Annotated in this window: 18 protein-coding genes; 3 read left to right on the top strand and 15 right to left on the bottom strand. The window is 39.3% G+C overall.

Annotation, left to right across the window (positions count from 1 at the left end):
- Nucleotides 1-37: 37 nt before the first annotated feature.
- The 5 genes from M2265_RS21990 to M2265_RS21970 form a co-directional block, all read right to left on the bottom strand.
- On the bottom strand, nt 38-1,507 hold the full coding sequence (locus M2265_RS21990; RefSeq protein WP_165905914.1) for a tetratricopeptide repeat protein: 1,470 nt from the start codon (nt 1,505-1,507) through the stop codon (nt 38-40).
- 151 nt (nt 1,508-1,658) lie between these two features.
- On the bottom strand, nt 1,659-1,808 hold the full coding sequence (locus M2265_RS21985) for a hypothetical protein (protein WP_165905915.1): 150 nt from the start codon (nt 1,806-1,808) through the stop codon (nt 1,659-1,661).
- A gap of 418 nt (nt 1,809-2,226) precedes the next feature.
- On the bottom strand, nt 2,227-2,577 hold the full coding sequence (locus tag M2265_RS21980; RefSeq protein ID WP_132770685.1) for a helix-turn-helix transcriptional regulator: 351 nt from the start codon (nt 2,575-2,577) through the stop codon (nt 2,227-2,229).
- Nucleotides 2,578-3,208: 631 nt separating this feature from the next.
- Nucleotides 3,209-3,382 carry a hypothetical protein gene (locus M2265_RS21975; RefSeq protein ID WP_165905916.1) on the bottom strand — a complete coding sequence of 58 codons (174 nt, stop codon included), beginning with the start codon at nt 3,380-3,382 and terminating at the stop codon, nt 3,209-3,211.
- 49 nt (nt 3,383-3,431) lie between these two features.
- Nucleotides 3,432-4,976, bottom strand: coding sequence for a hypothetical protein (locus M2265_RS21970; protein WP_132770687.1), 1,545 nt, complete (start codon nt 4,974-4,976; stop codon nt 3,432-3,434).
- Between the two features lie 586 nt (nt 4,977-5,562).
- On the opposite strand from M2265_RS21970, the gene M2265_RS21965 reads away from it, so the two are divergent.
- The gene (locus M2265_RS21965) at nt 5,563-5,757 is read left to right on the top strand and encodes a hypothetical protein (RefSeq protein ID WP_132770689.1); all 195 of its coding nucleotides are present in this window, start codon (nt 5,563-5,565) and stop codon (nt 5,755-5,757) included.
- A gap of 28 nt (nt 5,758-5,785) precedes the next feature.
- Entirely contained in the window at nt 5,786-7,534 is a 1,749-nt protein-coding gene (locus M2265_RS21960) for a fimbrillin family protein (RefSeq protein ID WP_165905917.1), read from the top strand.
- A gap of 130 nt (nt 7,535-7,664) precedes the next feature.
- Here the strand turns inward: M2265_RS21960 and M2265_RS21955 are convergent, their stop codons facing one another.
- On the bottom strand, nt 7,665-9,908 hold the full coding sequence (locus M2265_RS21955) for a GH92 family glycosyl hydrolase (RefSeq protein WP_132770693.1): 2,244 nt from the start codon (nt 9,906-9,908) through the stop codon (nt 7,665-7,667).
- Between the two features lie 429 nt (nt 9,909-10,337).
- On the opposite strand from M2265_RS21955, the gene M2265_RS21950 reads away from it, so the two are divergent.
- Nucleotides 10,338-10,532 (top strand): hypothetical protein, encoded by a 195-nt coding sequence (locus tag M2265_RS21950; RefSeq protein WP_132770695.1) that lies wholly within the window; start codon nt 10,338-10,340, stop codon nt 10,530-10,532.
- Between the two features lie 126 nt (nt 10,533-10,658).
- Here the strand turns inward: M2265_RS21950 and M2265_RS21945 are convergent, their stop codons facing one another.
- From M2265_RS21945 to M2265_RS21905, 9 genes are all read right to left on the bottom strand, one after another.
- Nucleotides 10,659-11,399, bottom strand: a complete 741-nt coding sequence (locus M2265_RS21945) for an SDR family NAD(P)-dependent oxidoreductase (protein WP_132770696.1) — start codon at nt 11,397-11,399, stop codon at nt 10,659-10,661.
- Nucleotides 11,400-11,515: 116 nt separating this feature from the next.
- The gene (locus tag M2265_RS21940) at nt 11,516-12,958 is read right to left on the bottom strand and encodes a TolC family protein (protein ID WP_132770698.1); all 1,443 of its coding nucleotides are present in this window, start codon (nt 12,956-12,958) and stop codon (nt 11,516-11,518) included.
- Nucleotides 12,921-13,283 (bottom strand): hypothetical protein, encoded by a 363-nt coding sequence (locus M2265_RS21935; RefSeq protein WP_207902440.1) that lies wholly within the window; start codon nt 13,281-13,283, stop codon nt 12,921-12,923. Before M2265_RS21935 ends, M2265_RS21940 begins: the two co-directional genes overlap by 38 nt.
- Nucleotides 13,280-14,098 (bottom strand): biotin/lipoyl-binding protein, encoded by an 819-nt coding sequence (locus tag M2265_RS21930; protein WP_207902441.1) that lies wholly within the window; start codon nt 14,096-14,098, stop codon nt 13,280-13,282. Before M2265_RS21930 ends, M2265_RS21935 begins: the two co-directional genes overlap by 4 nt.
- A gap of 153 nt (nt 14,099-14,251) precedes the next feature.
- Nucleotides 14,252-15,919, bottom strand: a complete 1,668-nt coding sequence (locus M2265_RS21925; RefSeq protein ID WP_206368440.1) for a peptidase domain-containing ABC transporter — start codon at nt 15,917-15,919, stop codon at nt 14,252-14,254.
- A gap of 595 nt (nt 15,920-16,514) precedes the next feature.
- Complete coding sequence (locus tag M2265_RS21920) at nt 16,515-17,354, bottom strand: metallophosphoesterase family protein (RefSeq protein ID WP_132770700.1); 840 nt, start codon at nt 17,352-17,354, stop codon at nt 16,515-16,517.
- Nucleotides 17,348-19,147 carry a RagB/SusD family nutrient uptake outer membrane protein gene (locus M2265_RS21915; protein WP_132770702.1) on the bottom strand — a complete coding sequence of 600 codons (1,800 nt, stop codon included), beginning with the start codon at nt 19,145-19,147 and terminating at the stop codon, nt 17,348-17,350. Before M2265_RS21915 ends, M2265_RS21920 begins: the two co-directional genes overlap by 7 nt.
- Nucleotides 19,148-19,156: 9 nt before the next feature.
- Complete coding sequence (locus M2265_RS21910; protein ID WP_132770704.1) at nt 19,157-22,432, bottom strand: SusC/RagA family TonB-linked outer membrane protein; 3,276 nt, start codon at nt 22,430-22,432, stop codon at nt 19,157-19,159.
- A 98-nt stretch (nt 22,433-22,530) separates the two neighbouring features.
- Complete coding sequence (locus M2265_RS21905; RefSeq protein ID WP_132770706.1) at nt 22,531-23,601, bottom strand: FecR family protein; 1,071 nt, start codon at nt 23,599-23,601, stop codon at nt 22,531-22,533.
- Between the last annotated feature and the right edge of the window lie 44 nt (nt 23,602-23,645).

The raw sequence follows: 23,645 nt of genomic DNA, 5'->3' as shown, positions 1-23,645 counted from the left end.
ATGGTTGATAAGATGCCTGATCGACTGACCTGCGTTCTTAATATACCTTTTCCGCAAGTCCGCGCATCCAGTTATTAAAATCCGCATCCGAAGGGATTTCAAATTTTTTACGCAATCTGTTCTTCCGAACCTGTACTGCTCTAACTGTCACAAACGTATATTCTGCAATATTTTTTGTTGAAAAGTTAAGAAAGGCCATAGCGCAAAACTCCAGCTCTGTGCTTCTAAGATTTGAATCACGTGATTTCAACGCCTGTATAAACTCCGGATACAATTCAGTAAACAAAGTCAGAAACTCCGGATTATTACTTTTAGCTAGTTCATTCAGATTATTGAATTTATTTTCTCCGATCTGCTCTGTCAATTCCTTGTTGATGGTTTCTGTCTCCTGTAGAGCCTCTTCTTTCTGTCCCAAAACTTTACGATTGTGCCTAGATCGCCGTACAAAAAAAGTGACCGCGATAGTGAGCACTACCAAAGCAATTATTGAAATGGTAACTGATTTTGACACCTTTGCGTCAGATTCCTGATCTTTTAATTTCAAAATCTGATTGAGCACCTGATCGACAACCTGTCTATTTTCATTTTCCAAAGAATCATTGAGTCGGCTAAAGGCCATTTCATAGTGATCAGCTTTGGCTTTGTCCAAGTTATTTGTTCGGTAAAAATCAGCCAACTCCCGATATGAATTCTTCATTCCAATTCTACTACCGGCCGCCCGCTTTTTTACTAGACTCTCTTCATAAAAAGCCGCAGCTTTTTTAAAGTTTTTTCTTTGTTTCTCCAAAAGACCCAAAGCACCATAGGTATTTAGAACAACTGGAATTTTATATTTCTTCATGAGTTCCAGGGATTTGTCAAGGTATTGTTGCGCCTTCACTAAATCGCCTTTTTGAACATATAAACTTCCCAGGTTTTCATACACTATCTGATAACGCATGGCTGCATCTTTCTCTTCAAAGACCTTTAGATTCTCTAATTGTAATTCGGTATATTTTTGCATAGAATCAAGTTGTCCCATACGTCGAAAAGCAGCGCTTAAATTTTCGTAGTTAAACTGATAGGATTTTACTTTTATTTCGCCAGTCAGCCTTTTGATCACCTCCTGTTGCAAACGGAACTCCCGAATAGCTTGCTGATGAAGCATGAGCCCCCCATATGCTCTTCCCCGCAACCGATGGACTTCTGATTGCATAAAAGTTTCATTCTTATAGAAGTCCGTGGCTTCAATACGATCCAGCTGCTTCAGTCCTTCCTTAAATAAGCCTACAGTCACAAGACCTTCAGCAATATAAGAGCCAGATTTTGCTTTTCCTTCATCATAGTTGGCAACATTGGCCAAATTAAGCGCTTTAATCGCCGTTTCTATATAGGTCACCAAATCTCCTCTACTAGCAAATTCCATCGACTTCGCTAAGAGTGAATCAATCTCTTGCTTCTTGTCATCGCCAGCGATTGCTTTAAACGTAAATAATAATAAAATAAAAAAAAGAAGTTGTTTTCTCATTTGGTAGGTCATCAATTGTGATAGATAGTTATGAATCACAACAGTTTAAAGCTCCCTCCAGCCTTAAAGTATTGCGCTACTAATCTAAGATTTTTATATCATTAACCAGATATCAAACCATCTCCATAATACATTTTTCATCCCGAATTGTCTAATCCTCTAACTTCAGATAATCATCCTCCAATGGCGATCCTCCCTGGGAAACCTGTGCAGAACCAGCAGCAACTCCCAGCTCCATTTCTACGATTGTAATACTCAAAATCGGAGGAATATAACTTTTCTTTTGATCTTTTGTTTCCATGACTATTTATTTGTTAGCTTTTATTAGGCGTAAATCTTTCTGACAGCTTATTGTTTTAGATTGATCATTTATTAAACCTTCGATTTGCACAGCCTTAAGCAATAGCAAAATCAAATTAATTATTTGGAACAAAGATTAGGATTTTGAAATACAATCGATGAAAAATGACCTATCACATAGGTATCACATAAAAACTAAGCATCATTTATTAACTTGAAATGGATCAAAATAAAATAGAAATAGTGAAAAACTTTTTGTTTTCAAATTATATTAACACTTTCTCCTTTTATGTCTACCACAAAATTCAATGTAGAGGTTGAAATACTGTTCTAGCAAACAAATAATCTTCTCTTAAAATTTTCTTTAATATTACTGAACAATTCAATTGAAGTAGGAAAGTCTAATATTTACCACATTGCTAAATAGTCTCAATAGCTATTTGCTCTTGTTCAATCATTGGAATTCGCTGAGTCTGCTCGCGCATCCAACAATTAAAATCAATATCGGAAGCGATATTTAACTTTTTGCGCAATCTATTTTTACGTACCTGTACGGCACGTATCGTAACAAAAGTATATTGAGCGATATTTTTGGTCGAGAAATTCAAAAAGGTCAGGGCACAAAATTCTAATTCACTACTACGGATTTTCGGATTTATTGTCTTTAACGAGACAACAAAATCGGGATAGATCTCGCTGAACAGCGTCAAAAATTCAGCGCTATTATTTTTCGCTAAAGCAATTAAATTATTGAAGTTATTCCTTTCCATTATATATCATTATTTAGTAAATTTTCATTTCCATATTTCCGCCCTTGGAGATAAATTCCTTCAACCACTAGCTACCGATTTTGCTTATCTCTTTGAGGAAATAGCAATTAAAATCGACAGCTCGAAATTGATACCCATAGACTAAATCCAACTATATTAGCACGGACCTTCACACAAATTAGGTACGGGCAATAATGCGACAACAAGCATCAAAATGTTCTCAACAATATATTTTTGAATGCTTTTATCCAGCGGCACCTGAAATAAATTGTACTGTCTTATTCTGCCTGACAAATATTTGCATTAAAAGAATGAATCAAAAAAAACCGCCTTTCACATTCATATCACACTTTATAAAAAACTGATAAACAACACTTTAATGAAAATAAAACAGTAAATAACTTAAATATAAGAATTCAGAAAACGGCCGCCACCCCTAAAAAGAAAGTCCGTCTTATGAAAGAAGGACTGTCTTTTTCCCTGATTTAGGACTTTTCGAAGTCTATTTGAACTGAATTTGTGCGAGGATCCAGTTTAAAATCTCTATGCTATCTCATAAAAAAGCTCGACAGGAGTTATTAAAACCTGTCGAGCAACTAAGATGAATTAAACAATAATTAGTTCGGATACATTACCAGTCGATGGTACGATTATCATCATCAGCATTATCCCATGATTGTTGTGGGTCATTACTAAAAGTATCTGCTGGTGCAGCTGAACCAGCAGCAATACCTTGTTCCAATTCGACATTTGTCACCTCTATTTTTGGGCTGACATATATATTTTTTGACTGATCTGTTTTCATATTTTTAATTTTATACACTACTTAAATACTTGCTGAAATTTGTCGCTGCCTATGGTGCACAGGCAACTTTCTTTCTTCCACTTCCAGCACCAACCATTTTGGTCGCTCCCTGTACAATTTGGGTAATTTTCACAGTATTTGAAGTAGAGCTCCATGGCACGGTATTGAAAGAGCCTTGTGTCAACACTAACGGAAACAATTCTCCCCCATTGCTTTTACTACCATACATAGATACTTCACCGGAACGGCTAATGACCACACGAATAACCGGATTTGCGGAAGTACCTGTAAGTGAGTAGACCTGTGGAATGCTTCCGGAACCATAAAGCGATCCATCTGCAAATTGAACATTTCGTGGAGCTATAGCGATTCCATTCTCAAACTGAATCTCTTGTGTCGCAAGTTTTACTCCGTTCACTTCCATATTAAAGGAGTTGTCCAATTGAAGAATATCAAACACAAATCCATAATCAGCACCTGGTGCTGTCAATGTCTGTGTAACTAAGTTTCCGTTAGGAACAAATGTACCATTGACATTGGCACCTGATCCAGAAGCAGGATAATCCCAGTTTAGATCCGCACCTCCTGTCACTGACTCTGTACAAGTTTTGAAGTTTAGGTTTAAGTTATAACGTTGACCTGGTATAATCTGTAACCCAGCAACGCCTACATTAGATCTTGTCTCTCCATCAATAGTTATTGATCCAAAACTAAATACTCCATTGTTAGCGCCAGGGTGAATTAACAGTGTAGGGATACTCGATACAGTCCGTAAGCCCGCTCCCAAAGCTGGAAATTGTACAGCAGTGGTTGTAGTACTGCCATTATAGGATATCGTTCCATCTGCTAATTTTAAACTTGCACTCGGATGCGTAGGGTCTATCGTTGGCGTAACCAAGCTTGTTATTGCTCCAGTCATTTCAGTTGCCATACTTAAATTGGTTGTTACCTCACTATACTGATGTTTCAGTACTACATCAAGATTATTCTCACCTGAATGAACTGTTAAATCTTTCTTAAAGTACATCAGATCTGCACTGATGTTATCCAGGCTGGCATTAACGAGTTCGTTCTGTGCAGTCACCCCTGGAACTGTTGCCGTACTATTGATTGAATAGGCTACAAAAGTATAGGTCTTTTCAGCATCCAATGTGATTTCACTATTATTGTCAACAGAATTTGTGTAGATCTTTTCTGTTACATAATCCCCATCTGCATTATACACCACGATCTTGTACTTGACATTAGCTGCTAAGGGTGTTCTCTCTTCGGAAACTGCGGCACGGTTTCCCGACGAGGACCGCAACAGGTTACTAGCCTCGGAGGACTTGCTTGTCAACGTTGCTTCAAAAGAACTTGAGCTTGTCAACGGAATTACCTGAGTTTGGGCTGTATTCCCAATGCTTCCCCCATTGCTTGCTTTCTTACTTGTAACAACCGGGTTTTCTACGCCAAGTAAATGAATGCTGACGCTAGCTTTACCACTGGCCGCTACACTGTCTTTGCTTTCCTTACAGGAATACAACGATCCACACACCAAAGCTGATAGAACCAATGCCTTCCAGCTTATTTTTGTCTGTGATTTTAAAATCATTTTTCTAATTTTTTTGATGATTAATAAACATTTTAATTAATTCGTTGCAAATGTTGTAATAATTTCTCAAAAGGAAACAAAAAGCTTATATCACAAAGATATCACACATTAATATGACTATTAACAAAATACAAACCATATTAAAGAAAAGTATTATCATAAAAAGATGTAAAAGATAAAGTACAAGATAAACTATGGAAATTAGGGACAGTATTTTTCTTAATAGTTTTATCAAATCAACACAATAACCTGTATTTCAATTAGTTAAATAACTGATATAGGGATGTGATATTAATGTGATATGTGCATTATGCTATATTTTTCTTTATCCGTATTACCTTTGAAGTACAGAATACAAAGAGTTTTGATGTATTAAGACCATATAAGCAGATAGCGGAAAATTACCGATATCATTAATTATTTAAATGAAGAGAAATTAACTTTTAGATCGCCATAAAAATACACGCAATTGAAACCTGAGCTAATACAGGATATTTATCAGGGTGATATAACTGCTTTGATGCCATGCTGGGCGCCGTATCTGATGTGGCAGATCTTAAAATATAAACCAAATAAAATATTAAACATGAAAAAGAGAACTGAAAAAAACATTTACGTGAAACCCGTAATCGAACAGTTACAGGTAGAAATGGAACATGGTGTAGCTGCAGGTTCAGCTGGATCAGGTCAACCTGGAGGTGGAACTGGAGTTAACGAAACTGACTGGAACAATGGCGGAACGGAAACCCAGGATCCGAATGGCGGTGAATGGTGGAACTAATACCAATCAAAAATTATTTATAACAATTATGAAAACAATGTATCAGATTATAAAGATAAAACTAGCCTTGATCGTTCTTCTAGCAGTTGCCGTTTCCTGTAGTAAGGAGAAAGGTGAAAATACTCTTGAAGCGAATAAAGGTGGTATAAAACTGGCTTTAACAGAAGCCCAATTCGGTGGAGATAATGTATCTGTGGCCAAAGCATCGGCAAAGGCTAGCACGACTGAACCGTTAGTAATCACGCAAGAAGTGCAGTCGGGGCCATTTACTTTTACTGCAGAGCTTACAGAAAATACAACAACGAGCAACGGACTTAAAGCTTCGGCCAATAAAAAGGCAGCCACGTCATTGTTGTCATTGAGAGGTGCGATAACGTATCGGGTAGTAGTCTATGAAACGGACGGTACCTATATTGACCAAGCGGTTGGTGATGCATCAGATGCAAGCCAGGTGTTTTTTGGAGATAAATTGATCGCAGGCAATAAATATACCTTTGTGATCTATTCATTGGGCTCTACGACTACCGCTCCTGCTGCTGCCCCAACAACAAATCTGTATACTGCAGGTCAGGTTTATTTCGGTTTCACAAGCTATGAGGAGAATGGAGCGGACTTGATGTATGCAATCGAAAAAGATGTCACTATTCTCGGAAACAATACGCCAACACCATTGACGACACCATTGAAGCATTTGTTTACCCGTGTCACTCTTCTGGTCGATAATAGCGATGCTAGTGGCACATTTGGTACGGCAAACTACCTAAAAGGAGGTTATCTTTCAGAAGTTCCGGTTCAAGCGGAATGGGTTTCGCCTTTCACTGATGCCACTGTTGACCTAAGTACTGGCGCAACAGTAGCCGCAACAGATATGACGAATATACCTCCTATTGCAAATCTTAATGCAACGGCCCGGACTTTTATCGTAAACCAGAATCAGTCAAACACTTTTTCAATTGCATTAATGATACCAAGCGGTCAAGTCAAAATAGGTCATGATGTCAATGCTCAAGCTGTAAACTTTAATTTTTCAAATGCAAGCCTTGGTTTAAAACCAGGTTATTCGTACACCATGAAATTGCGTTTTAACAGTGACCGTTATGTGAATGCGCTTAATGAAACAAGAAGCGTAACTGCTGCTGATGCGCGTTATGCCGTGATCGGTGGATACCGTTGGGATCGCTATAACCTGGGTGTAGCAAATGTAAATCCAGCAACAAATAATCCAGATGCCAATCCTTCAGTACAGGCACTATATGGTAATTATTATCAATGGGGCCGTCAACTGCCAGTGGCAAACGCTTATAGTGGTGATGGCGCTATTGTTGGATGGAATACAACATCTGCTCCTGATGGTTCCTGGAATAATGGTACAGCAACTGTTCCAGTCAAAGCGGCATTAGACCCATGTGGTACGGGTGATCGAGTGCCTAGTCCTGTCGAATATACCCGTTTAGGAAATTATACTCGCCATACTTCCATTGGAAACTGGATTCCTAATACAGGAACTTCTGCTGGATTATCGGACTTTACTGCAGCACATATTATGACCAGTAAAAAGAGCAGTGATATTAAATTAAGCTTTCCAGCGGCTGGTCATAGAGAAACAACTAACGGATCACAGCGTGTTAGACAAGCAACCGCTATTTATTGGTTAAATACTGAAGTTGGCGGTAATGATAGAGCAATACATGGCCGAGGATTCGAAGGTGGTGCTTGGGATACTCAGAATTATTTTAAACGTGCGGGCTATCCCGTACGCTGTATCCAGGACAAATAATAGACAAATTATAAATTTATTTCATAGTTTTCGCATTATTCCTACCTATTCAAAAACAACCTATTGAAATCAATAGGAATTAAAAAGCCCGGCATGGTTGATCCATGCCGGGCTCTTCAATTCCTATAAGTTATTTCTTATACCATACTGGCCCTGGTTTGTTCCCCATTTCGAATACCAACGTCGCACCCGACATCAATTGCTGATGCGTGATATAACTGGTTTCAAGTGGTTTTCCATCTATTGAAACAGATTGGATATAGATATTCTCTTTACTGACGTGATTGGCTTTGACTGTAAATTTCTTACCGTTAGCAAGCATAATTTCACTATGGTCAAAAAGCGGTGTACCGATCTCATAATGGCCACTGACAGGATCTACCGGATAAAAACCTAATGCACTGAAGACATACCATGCAGACATCTGTCCACAATCTTCATTGCCACTCAAACCAGAAGGAGTATTTAGATACAGTTTTTCCATTACCTCAGCAGCATATTGCTGAGTTTTCCAAGGCTGTCCGGCAGCATTGAATAGATATAAAGCATGATGGCTCGGTTCATTGCCATGTGCATACTGCCCAATCATACCGGTGCTAAAAATAGGCAGTTTGGTCGTATCTGAAGGATGTAAAGTAAACATACTATCGAGCTTTTGTCCAAAGCGTTCTTCCCCACCAACTAAATTGATCAACCCGGGAATATCATGCTGTACCGACCAAAAATATTGCCATGCATTACTTTCACAGATATGTTCACTATAATCTTCAGGATCAAATGGGCTTATAAATTGACCATTACTATGACGTGGCTGCATAAACGAAGTTGCTGGATTATAGACATTCTTATAGTTTTTTGATCTCGCCAAAAATGTAGCAGCAATATCCTTTTTCCCCATCTTGCTTGCCATTACGGCTATACAATGATCATCGAAAGCATACTCCAATGTGCGCGATAAGGACCAGTTCTCTGCATTGTATTTATCAGCAACGTCATAAGGAACATAGCCAAGTTTTTTATACAGTCCAACTCCTCTGTATGCATCGGTGTTTGCTGAAGCGACACAAGCTTCAAGCGCTTTATTGACGTCAAAGTCACCGATCCCTTTTAAATAGGCATCGGCGATAACAGGTATAGCATGGTGCCCGATCATCATATCGGTTTCGCTTCCATATATATTCCATACCGGTAAACGACCATGTTGCTCGTAAAAGGCAATAAAGGACTTAATCATATCATTTACACGATCTGGATCAGTGATGGTAAATAATGGATGTGATGCTCTATAGGTATCCCACAATGAAAAAGTACTATAATTGGTCCAATTTTCGGCCTTATGTATTTTCCGATCAGCACCAAAGTAAGATCCGTCTACATCTCCAAATATGGTAGGAGCTAACATACTATGGTATAATGCGGTATAGAATTTCACCTTGGTATCTTTATCTGCTGTCTGGATAGCGATCTTGCCAAGTTCATCATTCCAATTTTTTTCAGCCTGCGCGAGATAATAGTCAAAATCATCTTTTGGCGCTTCTGCTTTTAAATTGTTTGATGCTCCTTCCATACTCACTCCGGAAAGTGCTGTACTCAATGTGACTTGATCTCCTTTAGCTGTTTTAAAATCAAAACGGGCTTTAAATGCTGTTCCAGTTCGTTTAGTAGCTTTTGTAAGGGTATCTGTAACGGATAAGATGGCAGTACTATCTAAGTGTACGGCAGTAAAGGGTTTTGAAAATCGAGTTTCGAAATAGACGCGTTGCCCTCTTGCCCAGCCTTCAGAAAATCGATAACCGCGTATCGTAACCGAATCGACGACTTCAATATGGGAATCAACTGTCGCATCCCAGTTCATTGCTTTCTTCAGGTCTAATAATACAGCAGCATCTGCTTCCGGGAAAGTATAACGCTGAATACCGCAACGAGGGGTTGCTGTCAATTCAACGTTGATATCATAGTCAGTTAATTTTACTTGGTAATAACCGGCATGTGCCTGTTCGTCTTGGTGCGTAAACTTGGAGTGAATGCCCAATGGGGCTTCAGCTTCTTTATACGGAAGGATAACTGGCATAAAAGAGATATCATACAGATCTCCTGCTCCTGTTCCACTTAGGTGTGTATGACTAAAACCTGCGATGGTGCTATCCGGATAAAAATATCCCGATATGCGGTCCCAGCCTGGTAAACCATTGTCAGGACTTAATTGGATCATACCAAATGGAGCCTGCGCTCCGGGGTAGGTATTCCCTGTAAAATCTGTCCCTATAAAAGGATTAACAGATTTTGCATAAGAATCACGCTGGGTATCTTTTTTGGAAGCACAGCCTAAAACAACGAATAGACTTGCACAAACCATATAATTCACATATTTCATTGTATATATCGCTTTTTTTAAATTTTATTTACAACTATTTATCACCCCTAAAAGGAGATCATCATGGCTATTTTACGGGAGTTTGATCAGTTAGTTTAAACTTCCTCGACTTCCTCTTTTGTTATCTTTTCTACACCAATTTCTAACAACCGATCGCTACATTCTATGATCTCACTACTGTTTAATTAACCAAACAACTGTTTTAATCAAGAAAAACAAGAGCACAATATAAGATAAATGGAGCGATCAATAAAATTAAATTTAATTTCTTGTTATATATTTAAAACGTTTTAGCAAAATCACATAGTGCTCGTTTGATCTTGTTCCAAGATCAAACGAATATTAATCCAAAATCCCCGAATATACATTTATAGCGATTACAGCAGTAAATTGTCCTTATCTTAATTTCGTAAATAAAACTTTATCAGTATGAAAAATTTAGAATTGTTAAAAGAAAAATCGACCATGCTTTCCAAAGAACAGATGAAAGGCGTGCAGGGGGGTATGAAATGGACAAAGGACAGAAGTAACAATGTCCATGATACAAGATACCTGGATGGCTGGCTCAAGCACAGAGCGTCATTATCAGCCGAAACTATTTTATTCGGTCACGATCGATATTAGTATTCGTAATACTTCATTAACGAAATAAATCCCATCAAGTCACTGCAAGCTATACGATTATTCAATTGTAAAGAATATCCGTATAGCTTGTGCTTACATTAAAATAAGATTTGATAAAAGATAAGTTTATTTCGCATTCTCCGCATAATAAAGGTCGGCAAATAGCTTCGACAGTTTAGCAGGATCTTCTCTCCAGGCATTATACATGCCCTGCCCCATTTCGTCAGGTATACTATCGAGTTTACCGTCAGCTACACCTTGCAGTATTTGGATACCAGTACTGTCTGGATCGGGCATATCCCAATCACTACCTTTGTTCATATCCGTGTCAATTGCTCCGGGATTGACCGCATAGACGGATACATCTTTTTTAGCCAATTCAATTCGTACAGATTGTGTAGCAGAAAAAAGAGCTGCTTTTGAAGCCGCATATCCTGCAATAGATGGCAAAGGGGAGTAAGCGGCAATAGAAACAATATTGATCATAATGGAGGGTTTATTTCGAATCAGAATTGGTGCAAATGCCCGCATCATTTTTATTGTTCCAAAATAATTAACCTGTAAATCATTATCCATTCCCAGGAGATCTCCTTCTAAGATATTTCCAGAGTTTACTGTTCCGGCATTGTTGATAAGAATTTCAGTATCCTGAGCTACGGTTGCTACCCATGCAACTTGTTGGTCATCTGTAATGTCTAGTTCTAACGGTACTATCCGATCGTCATTAAATGATGGCATTTTCTTTAAATCCCTGCAGGTTGTATATATTTTCCCTACCCCATTATTAAGTAGAACCTTTACAAGTGATTGGCCTATTCCCCTATTGGCTCCTGTAATTAGGATCACCTTATCTTTAAAAATTTGCATCGTGTTTTATTTTTTGGTTAACACAAAGCTAGTGTGACGAAAGGAATGATAAAATCCAAAACGTGCGGTATTAAAGAATGGTCTCCATTCATTTCACAAAACACCTATGATGTTGACTAGCGCAGTGCTACCGACAAATCAAAATTAGCATTTGTCCATTTCAGTTTATTATAACTTTTGAGAAATTTGAGTCTTAATTCTAAGATCTTTTCTTGGGCATCAATAAGCTTATTTTCTCGGCTGTTGATTAGAAATAACGAACTTTCGCCATTAGCATATTTGGATTGCTCGGCCATCAATAATCGTTTATAATTATCCATGTTTTTGGTGGCGATACCGATCTGACTCCAATAGTTGTAGATTTCATTTTTGTAGCCGGTTATCTTGGTTACCAATTCCTGACTTTTATAAGCTAGATCCAAACTGTTCTGATCGATCTTCAATTTTGCCATTTTATAATCAGCTCTTGCCTGTCTTAAAAAAATCGGTATTTCAAGTTTTAAACCATATTGGAAGTTATTATCAAAAAGTGGAAAAAACTGGTGTGTATACCCTTCTTTATTATAAAAATTATAGCTAAAATCAATCTTAGGCAATAAGCTCTGCAATTTGAGGCGACGTTCGCTTTCTAATATTTTGCCTTTTTCATCATAATAACGTACAGAAGCATGGCCATTTAGCGTATGCGCATCCACCTGCGCCAATAGATCGGTGTATTGCGTATCGTCAGTATTGTTCTGCAGTCTTTCTGAAGGAACAAGACCTTCTGTTACGGGATAGGGCTTAAGATCTTCCTCCCATAAATAGATCGAAAGCTTTTGTGTTGCACTGACAAATTGAAGATAAGCATCTTGTTGCTCCAGCTCATAATTCTGCAGCTGGGAAAGTGCTTCGGTCGTATCAATTGCGGCTTGTTCACCATAATGAAATGTTTTGATCACAAATGCCAACCGCTCTTTATTGATGTTAACTATTTCCCGTTGCAGCCGATAGAGCTCATATTGTTTTACCCATTCCCAATAGCTGTTTTCCGCTTCCAGCATCAGCTCGTTGGTCAACACGGTTTGTTCTGCTTCCGTCATACGTTGCGCAATCTGTGCCTGCTCCAATAAAGCACGTCTTTTATCATACAGCAGATTTTTAGCTAGAGGGACTGTTACGCCAACTTGATATAAACCTCCCTTTGTATCGCTATTGTTGAGTTTTTCTCCATCTAAATAGCTGTAACTACCATTTAATTCAATACCATACCAAGTTGGGATACCGAGACCGATATTACGTTGCTGATAATACTGTGTGCCATCAATGGTTTTTTCTCCCGTTTTAGCATCAAGAACAGGGTCAAAATTACCTTTAGCCTGCTGTATACCGGCAGAGGCAATGCGGTTTTCTAGGCGGTATTTAAAAGCCATCGGATGATAATTTTTGACGATTGCCAAGAACTCGTTACGTGATAACCTTAATGTATCCTGTCCAAAAGAAGATTGGCAGAAGCAACAGATCAGAATAAGGATGATATAACTATTTTGCCGCTGCATCGTTCGTTGCTTTATTTTCATTTTTGACTATATAATAATCTGGAGGGAAGCCATTTATATTACGCCACAGCTCATACCAGATCGGCACATCGTTCAAAATCGCAATACCTTGTACGCCAGCCCCAACTTTAATCTGTGGAGGCCACGGTTTTTGTCCTTTATCTTCAATGACCAAAGCCCTAAAAAGTCCGCTGGTATTGATGTTATTTTCTACCGCGATTACTTTACCGGCAAAGGTTCCGTAGCTCGTGGTTGGCCAGCCTGAAAATACAATGGCAGGAAAACCATCAAACACACACATCACCCGCTGTCCAACTTTGAGTAAGGGTAAATCTACAGGTCTCACAAAAATTTCGACAGCGTAATCAACCTTGTGGGCACGATCGTACCGATGCTTTCTGTTTCTTTCAGGATTTCTCCGATCCCCCCCTTATTAAGCTGTACAATCTGCCCGTCCTGAGAAGCCTGAACAAAGTATAATCCCCGTCTCGCTCTATAATTGGCAACCTGATTTTCAAGTTTTGCTATTTCGCCGGTACTTCCCTCAATCTGCCCCAAACTCGAGAATCTGTCACCTTCTGTCTTGCTTAGCTTTTCAGTATAATCCTGGATCGTTGCGCGCTCTTCGATCTGTACCGTTAAAATCTCCTGATTCGTCTGTGCCAACTTATTGTCTATAGCTGTTTTTTTCGCCAAGACATTTTGGAAGGAAACATTTCTTTGCTGCAATTGGGTAAGCGATACCAGTCCGTCATCGTACATTTTTTTCTGTCGGTTAAATTGATCTTCGCTCAACTTTAACTCGTTGGTAATAGCCAAAAGTTCTGCCTGCTCCGCCTGTAACTTATTATTTAACTGACTGATTTTCACTTTCAATTGTGCCAGCTTGAGTTCTCGCCCAGCACCAAGAGCTTTGATTTGATCTACAGTGGTCCCCACTTTGGCTTCGTAATAATCACGTACCCCTTTCTTGGCGCTGACCTGCTGCTCGGTACGCTCCAGTAGCTGCGGATCCATATAATCATCTTTCACTTCAGCCAGCTGCAGTATGGTATCGCCCTTTTTTACAAAATCGCCGTTCTTGACATACCATTTCAAGATTTTACCTGGGATAGGCGAATTAAGCTGCTGCGGGCGCTGATCCTGATACAACGTGGTCACAGTACCTTTCACCTTGATATTCTGCGTCCACGGTAAAAAAAGTGTCACAAAGCACAGGATCCCAATGAAGATGAACCAGTTTTTAACTGTAGACTGCTTATGGATATGGTATATTTTATCGAATGATTTGAGTTTCATCTGTTCGGGGTATCTTTACTTAATTTCAATAGTACGGTTTTGCAGGTAGAGATGCTGATCTGCAATCTCCATTACTTCTTTTTCTTTAGACACTAAGATCACAGTTGTATGTTGCTTGATTTCATCCAGATATTGTGTCAGTTTTTTACGAAATACCTCATCCATCCCGTCAAGAGGATCCTCCAATAGTAGTAGACGATTATTTCCAAGAAGTGCTCTCAGAATTAAGATCATCTTTCTTGAACTAAAAGAAATCTCGGTATCTGTCTCACTCAACAAGGTATAAAACCCGTTGCTAAATTGATCGGAAAGCTGTTCAATACCAATGGATTCAGCAAGTCGGAGTATATCTTCTGTACTGATGTTTTCACGGCCAAGCACGAGGTTTTCGTGCAGTGTTCCTTTGATAATCGTCATATCTTCCATGTACAGGCCGATGCGATTGCGTAAGGCAATTTTATCAATATTTTTGATCGGTATTTTATCAAAAAGGACTGTTCCTCCAGAGGGTTCATAAAAACCGGCTATCATATTTAAGAGCATGGATTTCCCGGCACCGACCTGTCCCGAAATCATGGTAAGGCTATTGGCCGGAATAGTAAAATTCAAATGGATAAAAACCGGACGGCTGTCGGCAAAATTTAAGCTGACATCTTTAAAAACAACTTCCATTCCTCTTGCTGTACTCTCCAATACAATCTCGCCATTGGATTCTTCACGAAGACCCGTCACCTTATGGAGTTTAAGTACTGAAGCAATCATATCGTAGTAACTTTCGAGACTTTTAATCAGCTTTTCAACCGCCGACATAATCATGATAACCACAATTTCTGTTGCAACAAATGCACCAATATTGAGTTTTTGATTGATCAGCAAATAAGTTCCAATTCCCAGCATAACCAGCGTAATGGTCACATTAAAACCAATAATGGATTTGTACTGAAACAACAAAACCTTGAAATGCGAAGTGCGGTGATCAAGGTATTGAACGACCCGTTCATCTGTACCCGTTAAATGCATATCTGATTTTGAATTAATCTTGAATGTTTTTATAGCGCTGGCAATGTCTTCGAGCCATGAAGCCACCTCATATTTTTTATTACTTTCTTCAACACTGGACTGGATCCCCGAATCCATTGTAAAATAAAAAATACAACCCACAATAATGATCACAACTGCTCCGAATACTAAAAACCAGACATGATAAAAAGACAGCAGGATGATACCAAAAAATATCTGAATCAAGGCGGTTGGAATTTCGAGCAGAATTTTAGAAATACTTTTCTGTAAGTTTAGAATATCAAAAAAACGGTTAACAAGTTCGGGAAGATAATATTTTTTAGTGGCGGCGAGGTCTATTTTTGGAAGTTTCTTGGCAAAAGCGATGGAATATTCGACGAAAATCTTTTGCTGAATCTTCTCAATAATCTGCATGACCTTAACTCGGAAAACCCCGTATAAAAATGTACCCAGCACCACAAAACCGATAAGCAGATAGAGCGATGTGACCATTGTGGCACCCAAAACAAAACTGACGATTGCCTGAATACCCAACGGAATACTCAATTGCACAAGACCACTGAGAATGGCATATATATAAATGGACGCAACATCTTTCTTTTCCTTGGTTATCTGCTTAAACCACATTCTAGTGCTTGCAGTATAATCTTCTTGATTTGCCATTATAATTTATTTTTGGACAGTATATTTAATATATTTAGAGGGCCGATATTTTGCTTATTCTCCAATAAAATGTGGTATAAATAATCCTGTAATCAACAGTTTCCTTATCTCAAACTTAGTAAAAAATCCAAATAAAATGCACAGGCATACTGCATTTTTATACGCGAAAATAGGTCTAAAATATAAAACCCACCACCTTGTGCAGCATTTATCTAAAAACCGATATACACACTTAACTACCTGATTACCAAATCTATTAACACCAAGACACCCTGCATATATAAGATCAACAGCTGTGCCTTTTAAGACTCAAATTTAAGTAGCATAAAAATCAAAAAGAACAACATGCTCCTTATAAAAAATATGAATGCACCAATAATGCGAAAGTTTCAAAAACGGAATTAAATCCAATAAATTGGGCTTTAAAAGGTTAAAAACAATGACTAATATTTGAATGGAAGCTATGGGTAGAAATAACCCATTAAAGAAACGCATCTAGTCCTCACTTATGACAGAAAGGTAAAATAAAAATCCCCCAGAAAATATTAAGTTTTCTGAGGGATAGTCAAAACCATACTTCTCTGAAAAGTTTCTCTTATTTGATGTATTTCCAACTAAAATTTTGTCCCTTTACGTCAACTTCAAGGTGACCAGGTACTGTTCCTTCAAAACTACCTTGCCACCAATTTCCAGAAACTGCTCCTGCTGTGATAAACTGTACCCCTTTCACTTTGATTTCTTCATACAAATGCATATGCCCCTGAAGGACCAATTTCAGATTATGATCTTTAAAAAGATCAAATACCTGCTTCTGATTTGTAAACGTATCGGCAGCAGTGTAACGTCCTTCCAAAACAGGATAGTAGACGGATAAAAAGGGAACATGCGAAACGATAACCAAGGGTTGTTCTTTCTTCGTCTTGTTGATCACATCCTGCAGCCAATCAAACTGTTGCTCACCGATGACATATTGATTATCCTTCACTTCCACACTATTGAGGACAATGAATTTCCACCCTTTATGATCAAAGGTATAATACGTCTGACCAAAAGTGCGTTCGAAAAGTTCAAAATCATTTTTACCGTTTCTTAGATCACGCGGTAATCTATCGTGGTTTCCGATAGCCATATGATAAGGCTTTTTTGTATGTTCAAACACATCTTTAAGCAACTTGAATCGTTTTTCTCCCAGGGGTAGATCAGTGTTTTTTAAATTGTCGATATCGACATTATCTCCACCACTCATAATAAATTCCACCTGTGGCGACAGTAATTTAAGCCGTTGTGCTACCTGCCCCAATGTAGAGTCACTATGCGTGTGCATGTCGGTCAAAAATGCAAATTTAAAATCTTGTGCCTGCGCCGTCTTTACGCGAAATAGCGCTATAATTAGACAACATAGTAGTAATCGTGCGATTGGATTATGCTTTACCATCCGAATATTTGTTTAAGGTTATCGTTTAAAAGTATCTCTCCCTGTGGTATAGGGCGATAGTAAAATTTTGGTGTTTCAAAAGTTCCTGTATTTTCGACTGTTTCTACGGTACCGCTATTGCCATCGGATAGAAACACGCCCACGTCCTGGCCAAAACGCCCAACGCGATAGTACTGTAATTCTCGTCCAAGACTATTTTTTTCTTTGACTTCAGGAATTGACAATGAGGATGCTAACAATACTATATCGGGAATACCATCACCGGTCATATCATGTTTTCCTAATCCGGAAAAATAGACTCCTTCACGCTTATTTTTCAATAATTCGCCCACATTCCAACGCATAAGATCTGTAAATCGGAATCCCTCAAATGCGAGTTCGACACGACGCTCTCTTCTGATCTCCAGAACGAGATTGCGCTGATTACTTTCAATATTTGCATAGCGGGATGCCATGATAGGATCTATCGGTTCACCAAGTGTCATTGTAGGCATACCTGCTCTTGTGCGCAATAGATTGACACTACGGTCTAGGTCGGCTTGTGTCAGCAAACCCAGTTCAGCCTTTGCTTCGGCAAAATTCAAGAGAACCTCCGCATATCGGTACAAGGGAATATCTAAGTTATTACGAGCCTCTAGACTCAGCGTATTTTGAAATCCTTTAATTTGATGATAGCCTGAGAAATTTTTTGCCAACTGCTGTACATATAATCCGGCTCCCTGTGCATAAGTGTGGGAGTAGATCAACTCCCATCCCGGATAGGCATAGGTCTGGGACAGACGGGGATCTCGGTTCTCAAATTCCTTCACGAATGGATACTTATCATATCCAGCTTGCGCAGAATAGAAGGAACCATCTTTCATCAGATAGGACTGTACCAGATCTCGCAAAGGATAATATTCATAGTTACCGAACATACCCGGCCATGAATCGGCGTTGAGCACATTGTTGGCATAAAAACGTCCAAATACAACCTCTTTATTGTTTTCTAAATTTTCACTAAAAAATAAGGATCCATAATCCTGATTGGGTTTTCCTGTATTATGGATACTAAAACCTCCTTCACGGATGATTTGCTCGCTTAATTGCTGTGCTTTTGTCAAAAAATCATTTGCAGAAGCTTTGATATCCAATTCGTTATGATACTTGCGATAAGTACCTTCGTAAAGTGCAAAACGACTGTACTCTTGGAGTACAACCCACTTATTAACTGTCCCCAATTTAATTCTGGGCTCTACATTTTTTGCAGCAAACTCAAAGTCTTCCATAATTTTCGCAACAACAGTAGCTCGAGGATCGCGCTTCGCAAAAAGATAGTCCGTATCGCCCACTTCCAATGCTTTATCTACCCAGGGTACATCCGAAAACCGTTGCACTTTTTCGACATAAAATCTAGCACGAAAATATCTACCGAGACCTTCGTAATGTGCTTTCTCGCTTGCACTGATCTGCGCTTTCTGCATATGTTGCAAAAAGAAGTTCACCTTGCGGAGCTGATCCCAATTCCAACCACCTGAAATAGTTGCCGCAGATGCATTGCCGGCCATAAGCGTCTTGATCTCCACATTACCTGTGGTACTTGCATTGTCACTGGTAGCATCTGCCTGATAAATGCCTAATCCCGAAAAATTATACAATCCTGTAATATACAATTCCAGGTCGGTTGCCGTATTAAAAAAATTCTCATTATTGATCGCTGTTTCCGGAACGCGATCCAGATATTTATCGTTACAGCCGCCTAAAAGTGAAAGCCCCGAAAACACAAAAGCTAATTTTATATATTTATTTATCATGATATACGATTAAAAAGTTAATTGGACACCAGCAGAAAAACTGCGTTGAAAAGGATAAGTAAGTCCATTGCCGACACGATCTGACCCCGCAGTAGGATTTGTATAGGTATTTTCATTAAGGGTTTCAGGATCAAAATAGCGTTTTACAGCAGACCATTCGATGATGTTTTCACCACTCACATATACCCGAAGCTGACGGATCTTGGCACGTGAAGTAAACGATTTAGGTAAGGTATAACCGATCGTTAAATTCTTGAGTCGCAAATAAGCAGCATTCAATAAATAGTTTGTTTGTGGAATAGCCAATCCCTGCGCCTGATCGATACGTGTACCTAAATTGCGGTCGGCTAGCCAGGACTGCAGTATAGGATAAGCAGCATCGAGGTTTTGATCTGCAAGCCCTAAATTTAAGTATGCTTGTGAATGTTTGGCTCGATCGATCTCGGAATCACTATCGGGACGATAGAAATCAAGCAAATGGCCATAAAAATTCCCGTAAGGCTGCTGATAGGTACCCCAGTATAGGTAATCTAAAGGGTAATAATCACGTTTGCCGATGCCCTGGAAAAATGCACGTAGGTCAAGACCTTTCCAATCTGCCGATAAGTCGATACCAAATTGATAACGTGGAGTGGAATTGCCAATGATTTTAAGATCTTTTGTGTCGCCCAGGGTATATCCCTTCTCTATCTTACCGTTATTATCCTGGTCAACATAGGTCGGCCACCCCGGTACAATGGATAACGCTCCCCAAGGAATGATGGAAGTCTGGTCAAGCTTGGCAATCTCCGCCTGATCTTTGAAAAGACCATTATTCTCCAATCCCCAGATTTCACCTAACTGCATGCCATCATAATATTGTAAAATACTTTTATTGGGATTGTCAAAACGGGTGATCTTAGACTGCGAATCTGACAACAGCAGTTTAGCATTGAAGTGCAATGGCGAATTACCCACTTCAAAACGTTCCTGAAAATTAAGTGTCAACTCCCACCCATTAGTTCTGAGATCAGCTGCATTTTCCCGTGGTTCTGCAGCTCCCAGTATATTAGGAAGGTCTTTACCGAGCGTCAGCATACCCAATGTGCTTCTTGAATAATAATCAAAACTTGCTGAGAATTTATTTTTAAGAACAGCGACATCTAAGCCGACATTCACGGTATTGACTTTCTCCCAGGTATAATTAGGTGATACCAAGGACGGGACCTGAATGTAGATACCGCGCTCGCTACCAAGCAAGTAATCTGAATCTTTTTTCTCCATAGAAGGAAGATAACCATAGTTGGATACAGACTGATTACCAAGCTGACCATATGATGCTCTAATCTTTAATAAATCGATACCGGATAGGGATGACATAAAACTTTCTCGGTCTAGTCGCCAAGCAACCGATCCTGACGGGAAGAAACCAAAACGCTTATTTTTCGGGAAACGAGAAGAACCATCGTATCGTCCATTAAATTCAACGATGTACTTATCGTCATAGGTATAATTTAAGCGATAGAATGCGCCGCGCAATGCATAGGTATCAATGGCTTCCCCCATTCTCATTGTTCCTGTGGCAAATTGGACGGTAGGGAATGATTCGGAAATTAATCCTGAGCGTTCGGCATTTATAAGCTCGTACCGGTAGTCTTCCTGGTTAAAACCTAACACAGCATTTACCTGATGCTTATTAAAAGACTGCATATAGGTACCATATATATTATAGACGTTATAATAGGAGAAGCCAGCCTCGCGGAAACCCCCCGTAGTTCCTTCTTTTCGCACATCGTCAGGTCCATAACCGATCTGATATTGTGTGGTATACCAATTGCGATTCAGCGAATTACGCTGAAAAGTATAGTCTGCATTAAGTTTAAACTTATTGCTAAAAAAACGAAGTTCTGTATTAAAAGTAGACTGCACATCCAAACGTTTCTGATCACTTTTACCACCATCGACCATCATTGCTGCAATATTGCCGGCGGGAGAACTGGCCCATGTACCGTCAGGGTTTTTATCGTAACTTGTTGGGAATATATTATAGATATCGGCCAAGTTCATTTGAGAAGGCTGTAGTCTACGTGTACTGCCAATCACGGTATTGTTACCGAATGAGATAAAATCGGAGAGTCGATAGTTAACTTTTGACCTGAGATTATATCGGTCAAAATAGTCTTCTGTAAGTTTAACGGGTGAATTTTGGCGATTGTAACTCCCACTGATGTAATACTGTACTTTTTCATTGGATCCTGAGATAGACAGGTCGTGTGAATGGGTTGAATTCCAGTCGGACAAGAAATAGCGTGTCCAGTCTCGATTTCCCATATATTCCCAAGCTTTGGCATCTGATGGATTGATCCTTACCCCAGGAATCGAAGGATTGTCAGAACGCTCTCTTGCATATTGATAAAATTGATCGGAGTAATTCACATTATCCCATGGGGTGTTGTCTGTGGAGGTCTCCAATAATCTTGAAAACACATATGGATCTGTTATTTTATCGGGCATAACAGTCGGCGTATTCCAGGTAAAATTATTTGAATAACTCACTTTGACCTCACCTTTACCTGTTTTAGTGGTAATGATCAAGACACCGAAGGACGCACGCGCTCCATAGATCGCGGCGGCCGAGGCGTCTTTAATAACCGTAAATGATTCAATATCCTGCGGTGCGATACGAATCAATTCGGCCGGTGAAACAGGTACGTTATCGACTAAAATAAGTGGATCTCCACCATTAATGGACGTAATACCACGAATGTTGATATTGGGGACCGCACCTGGTGCTCCAGAATTAAACTGTATATTCAGATTTGGTGCTATACCCTGAAGTCCCTGTGCGGCATTTGAAATCGGACGGCTCTCCAATACTTCACCACTGATATGATCGACAGCACCGGAAAGATTGGTTTTTTTTTGAGTACCATAACCGATGACAACAACTTCATCCATGTTATTGGAGGCCGTATCCGTTAGTTGAAAAACCACACTTGACCGTTTGTCCGAAGTGACAATATATTGGCACTCTTCTTTGGGAAGCAGTCCCGTGTAGGTAACTAAAATACAATAATTACTGTCTACAGGTAAGTTGTTGAATACAGCTTTTCCTTGCTGATCAGCTTGACCAGATCGTTTCAAGTTATTCACTTTGTTCTTTACTGTTACAGTGGCATTGGCAAGCCCCTTGGCCTTTGCATCTTGTACGATAACAACAAGTTCCCCTCGCTGCTGAGCAAAGCCTCTTTGGCCAAAAGCAATAGCTAATAGCAGTAATAAAGCCCTTTTACCAGGCGTTTTCATAGTTAAAGATATTCGCATATTTTTCATTAATAATTGTGCATATTATTCCCAGGTATCCTCTTTTTTGAGGGTACTGAAGGGTAGATTTTTATTGCTATTTATAGGTTATTTTTTTTAATCGTATAGGTATTAGTTATTCCATCAAAACTGAATTCTAAATCATTTGCTATGCAGATTGTATGTAAGATCTGGGTGATATCATCCTCTTGTGTATATGTTCCATAAAATGACAGCCCTAAAACTTCGTCCGACGAAAAACGAATAGTGGTGCTGTATAATGTGGCTAATGCAGGAAACACCTCGGCTAGAGGTTTGTGATGAAAAATCAGGGTATTGCCAACTACCGGCACCTCTGTTTTTTGTTCTTCTATAACTGGACGGTACTGTGGCTTCGATAATACTGTTTCTTTCCATGTCTGTCCAGGAACCAAAAATGCGAGTAAGCGCTCTTCTCCGTTTTCTGCTCGTTCTTTAATTGAAACCCTTCCTGTAACTAAACGCACTTTAGGATTTCCTGCTTTATGATCTTGTACAATCCAAAAGGATGTTCCTAATGCTGTTGTTACTATATTACCTGCCAAAACGGTAAAGGGACGATTCTTATCGTGGGAAACTTCAAAAAATGCTTTTCCCTGCAACTGAATAGCACGACGGTTTGCTGGGAAGGGCTGCTCCCAGGTCATTGTCGAATTGGCCAAAAGATGAACACGCGTACCGTCTTCGAGGACAATCAGACTGTCGCTTGATACCGTGCATGTCGTTTTAAAAGGCTTTGCCGATCTTGGCTCCTCACCGCTATTGCTCACTATTGCTTGTTCTTCAAGACCAGATCCAGCTACTAGATACCAGCCCAAAGAGAAACAACAAAGCAAGACTGCTGCCACCTGTCCCAAACGTTGCCATAAAAGACCAAACTTTTTGTCGTCGACCTCCGGCAGAAGTAAACGAGAATCAATCTGTTCTTTCATTTTATAATAGGACTGATTCATATCAATCTGCTCTTCGTTCGAAAGATCCAGTTCACGCATCCACTTCATTAAGTGTCCACGCTCCAGATCAGTAAGCCGTCCTTGCGAATATTTATTGATCAACTCTTCCAATTCTCTTTTTCTATCTTGCATACACCCTATAGTTGCTCTAATCGGATGATCGTACCATGCAAAATGCATTAAGATTATGTTAAGTTTATTTTAAATAAATAAGCAGCTATGGC

The sequence above is a fragment of the Sphingobacterium kitahiroshimense genome, assembly GCF_025961315.1.
Classification (GTDB): Bacteria; Bacteroidota; Bacteroidia; order Sphingobacteriales; family Sphingobacteriaceae; genus Sphingobacterium; species Sphingobacterium anhuiense.
Note: the sequence above shows the minus strand (reverse complement) of the source record. Positions and strands in the feature narration are given on the sequence as shown.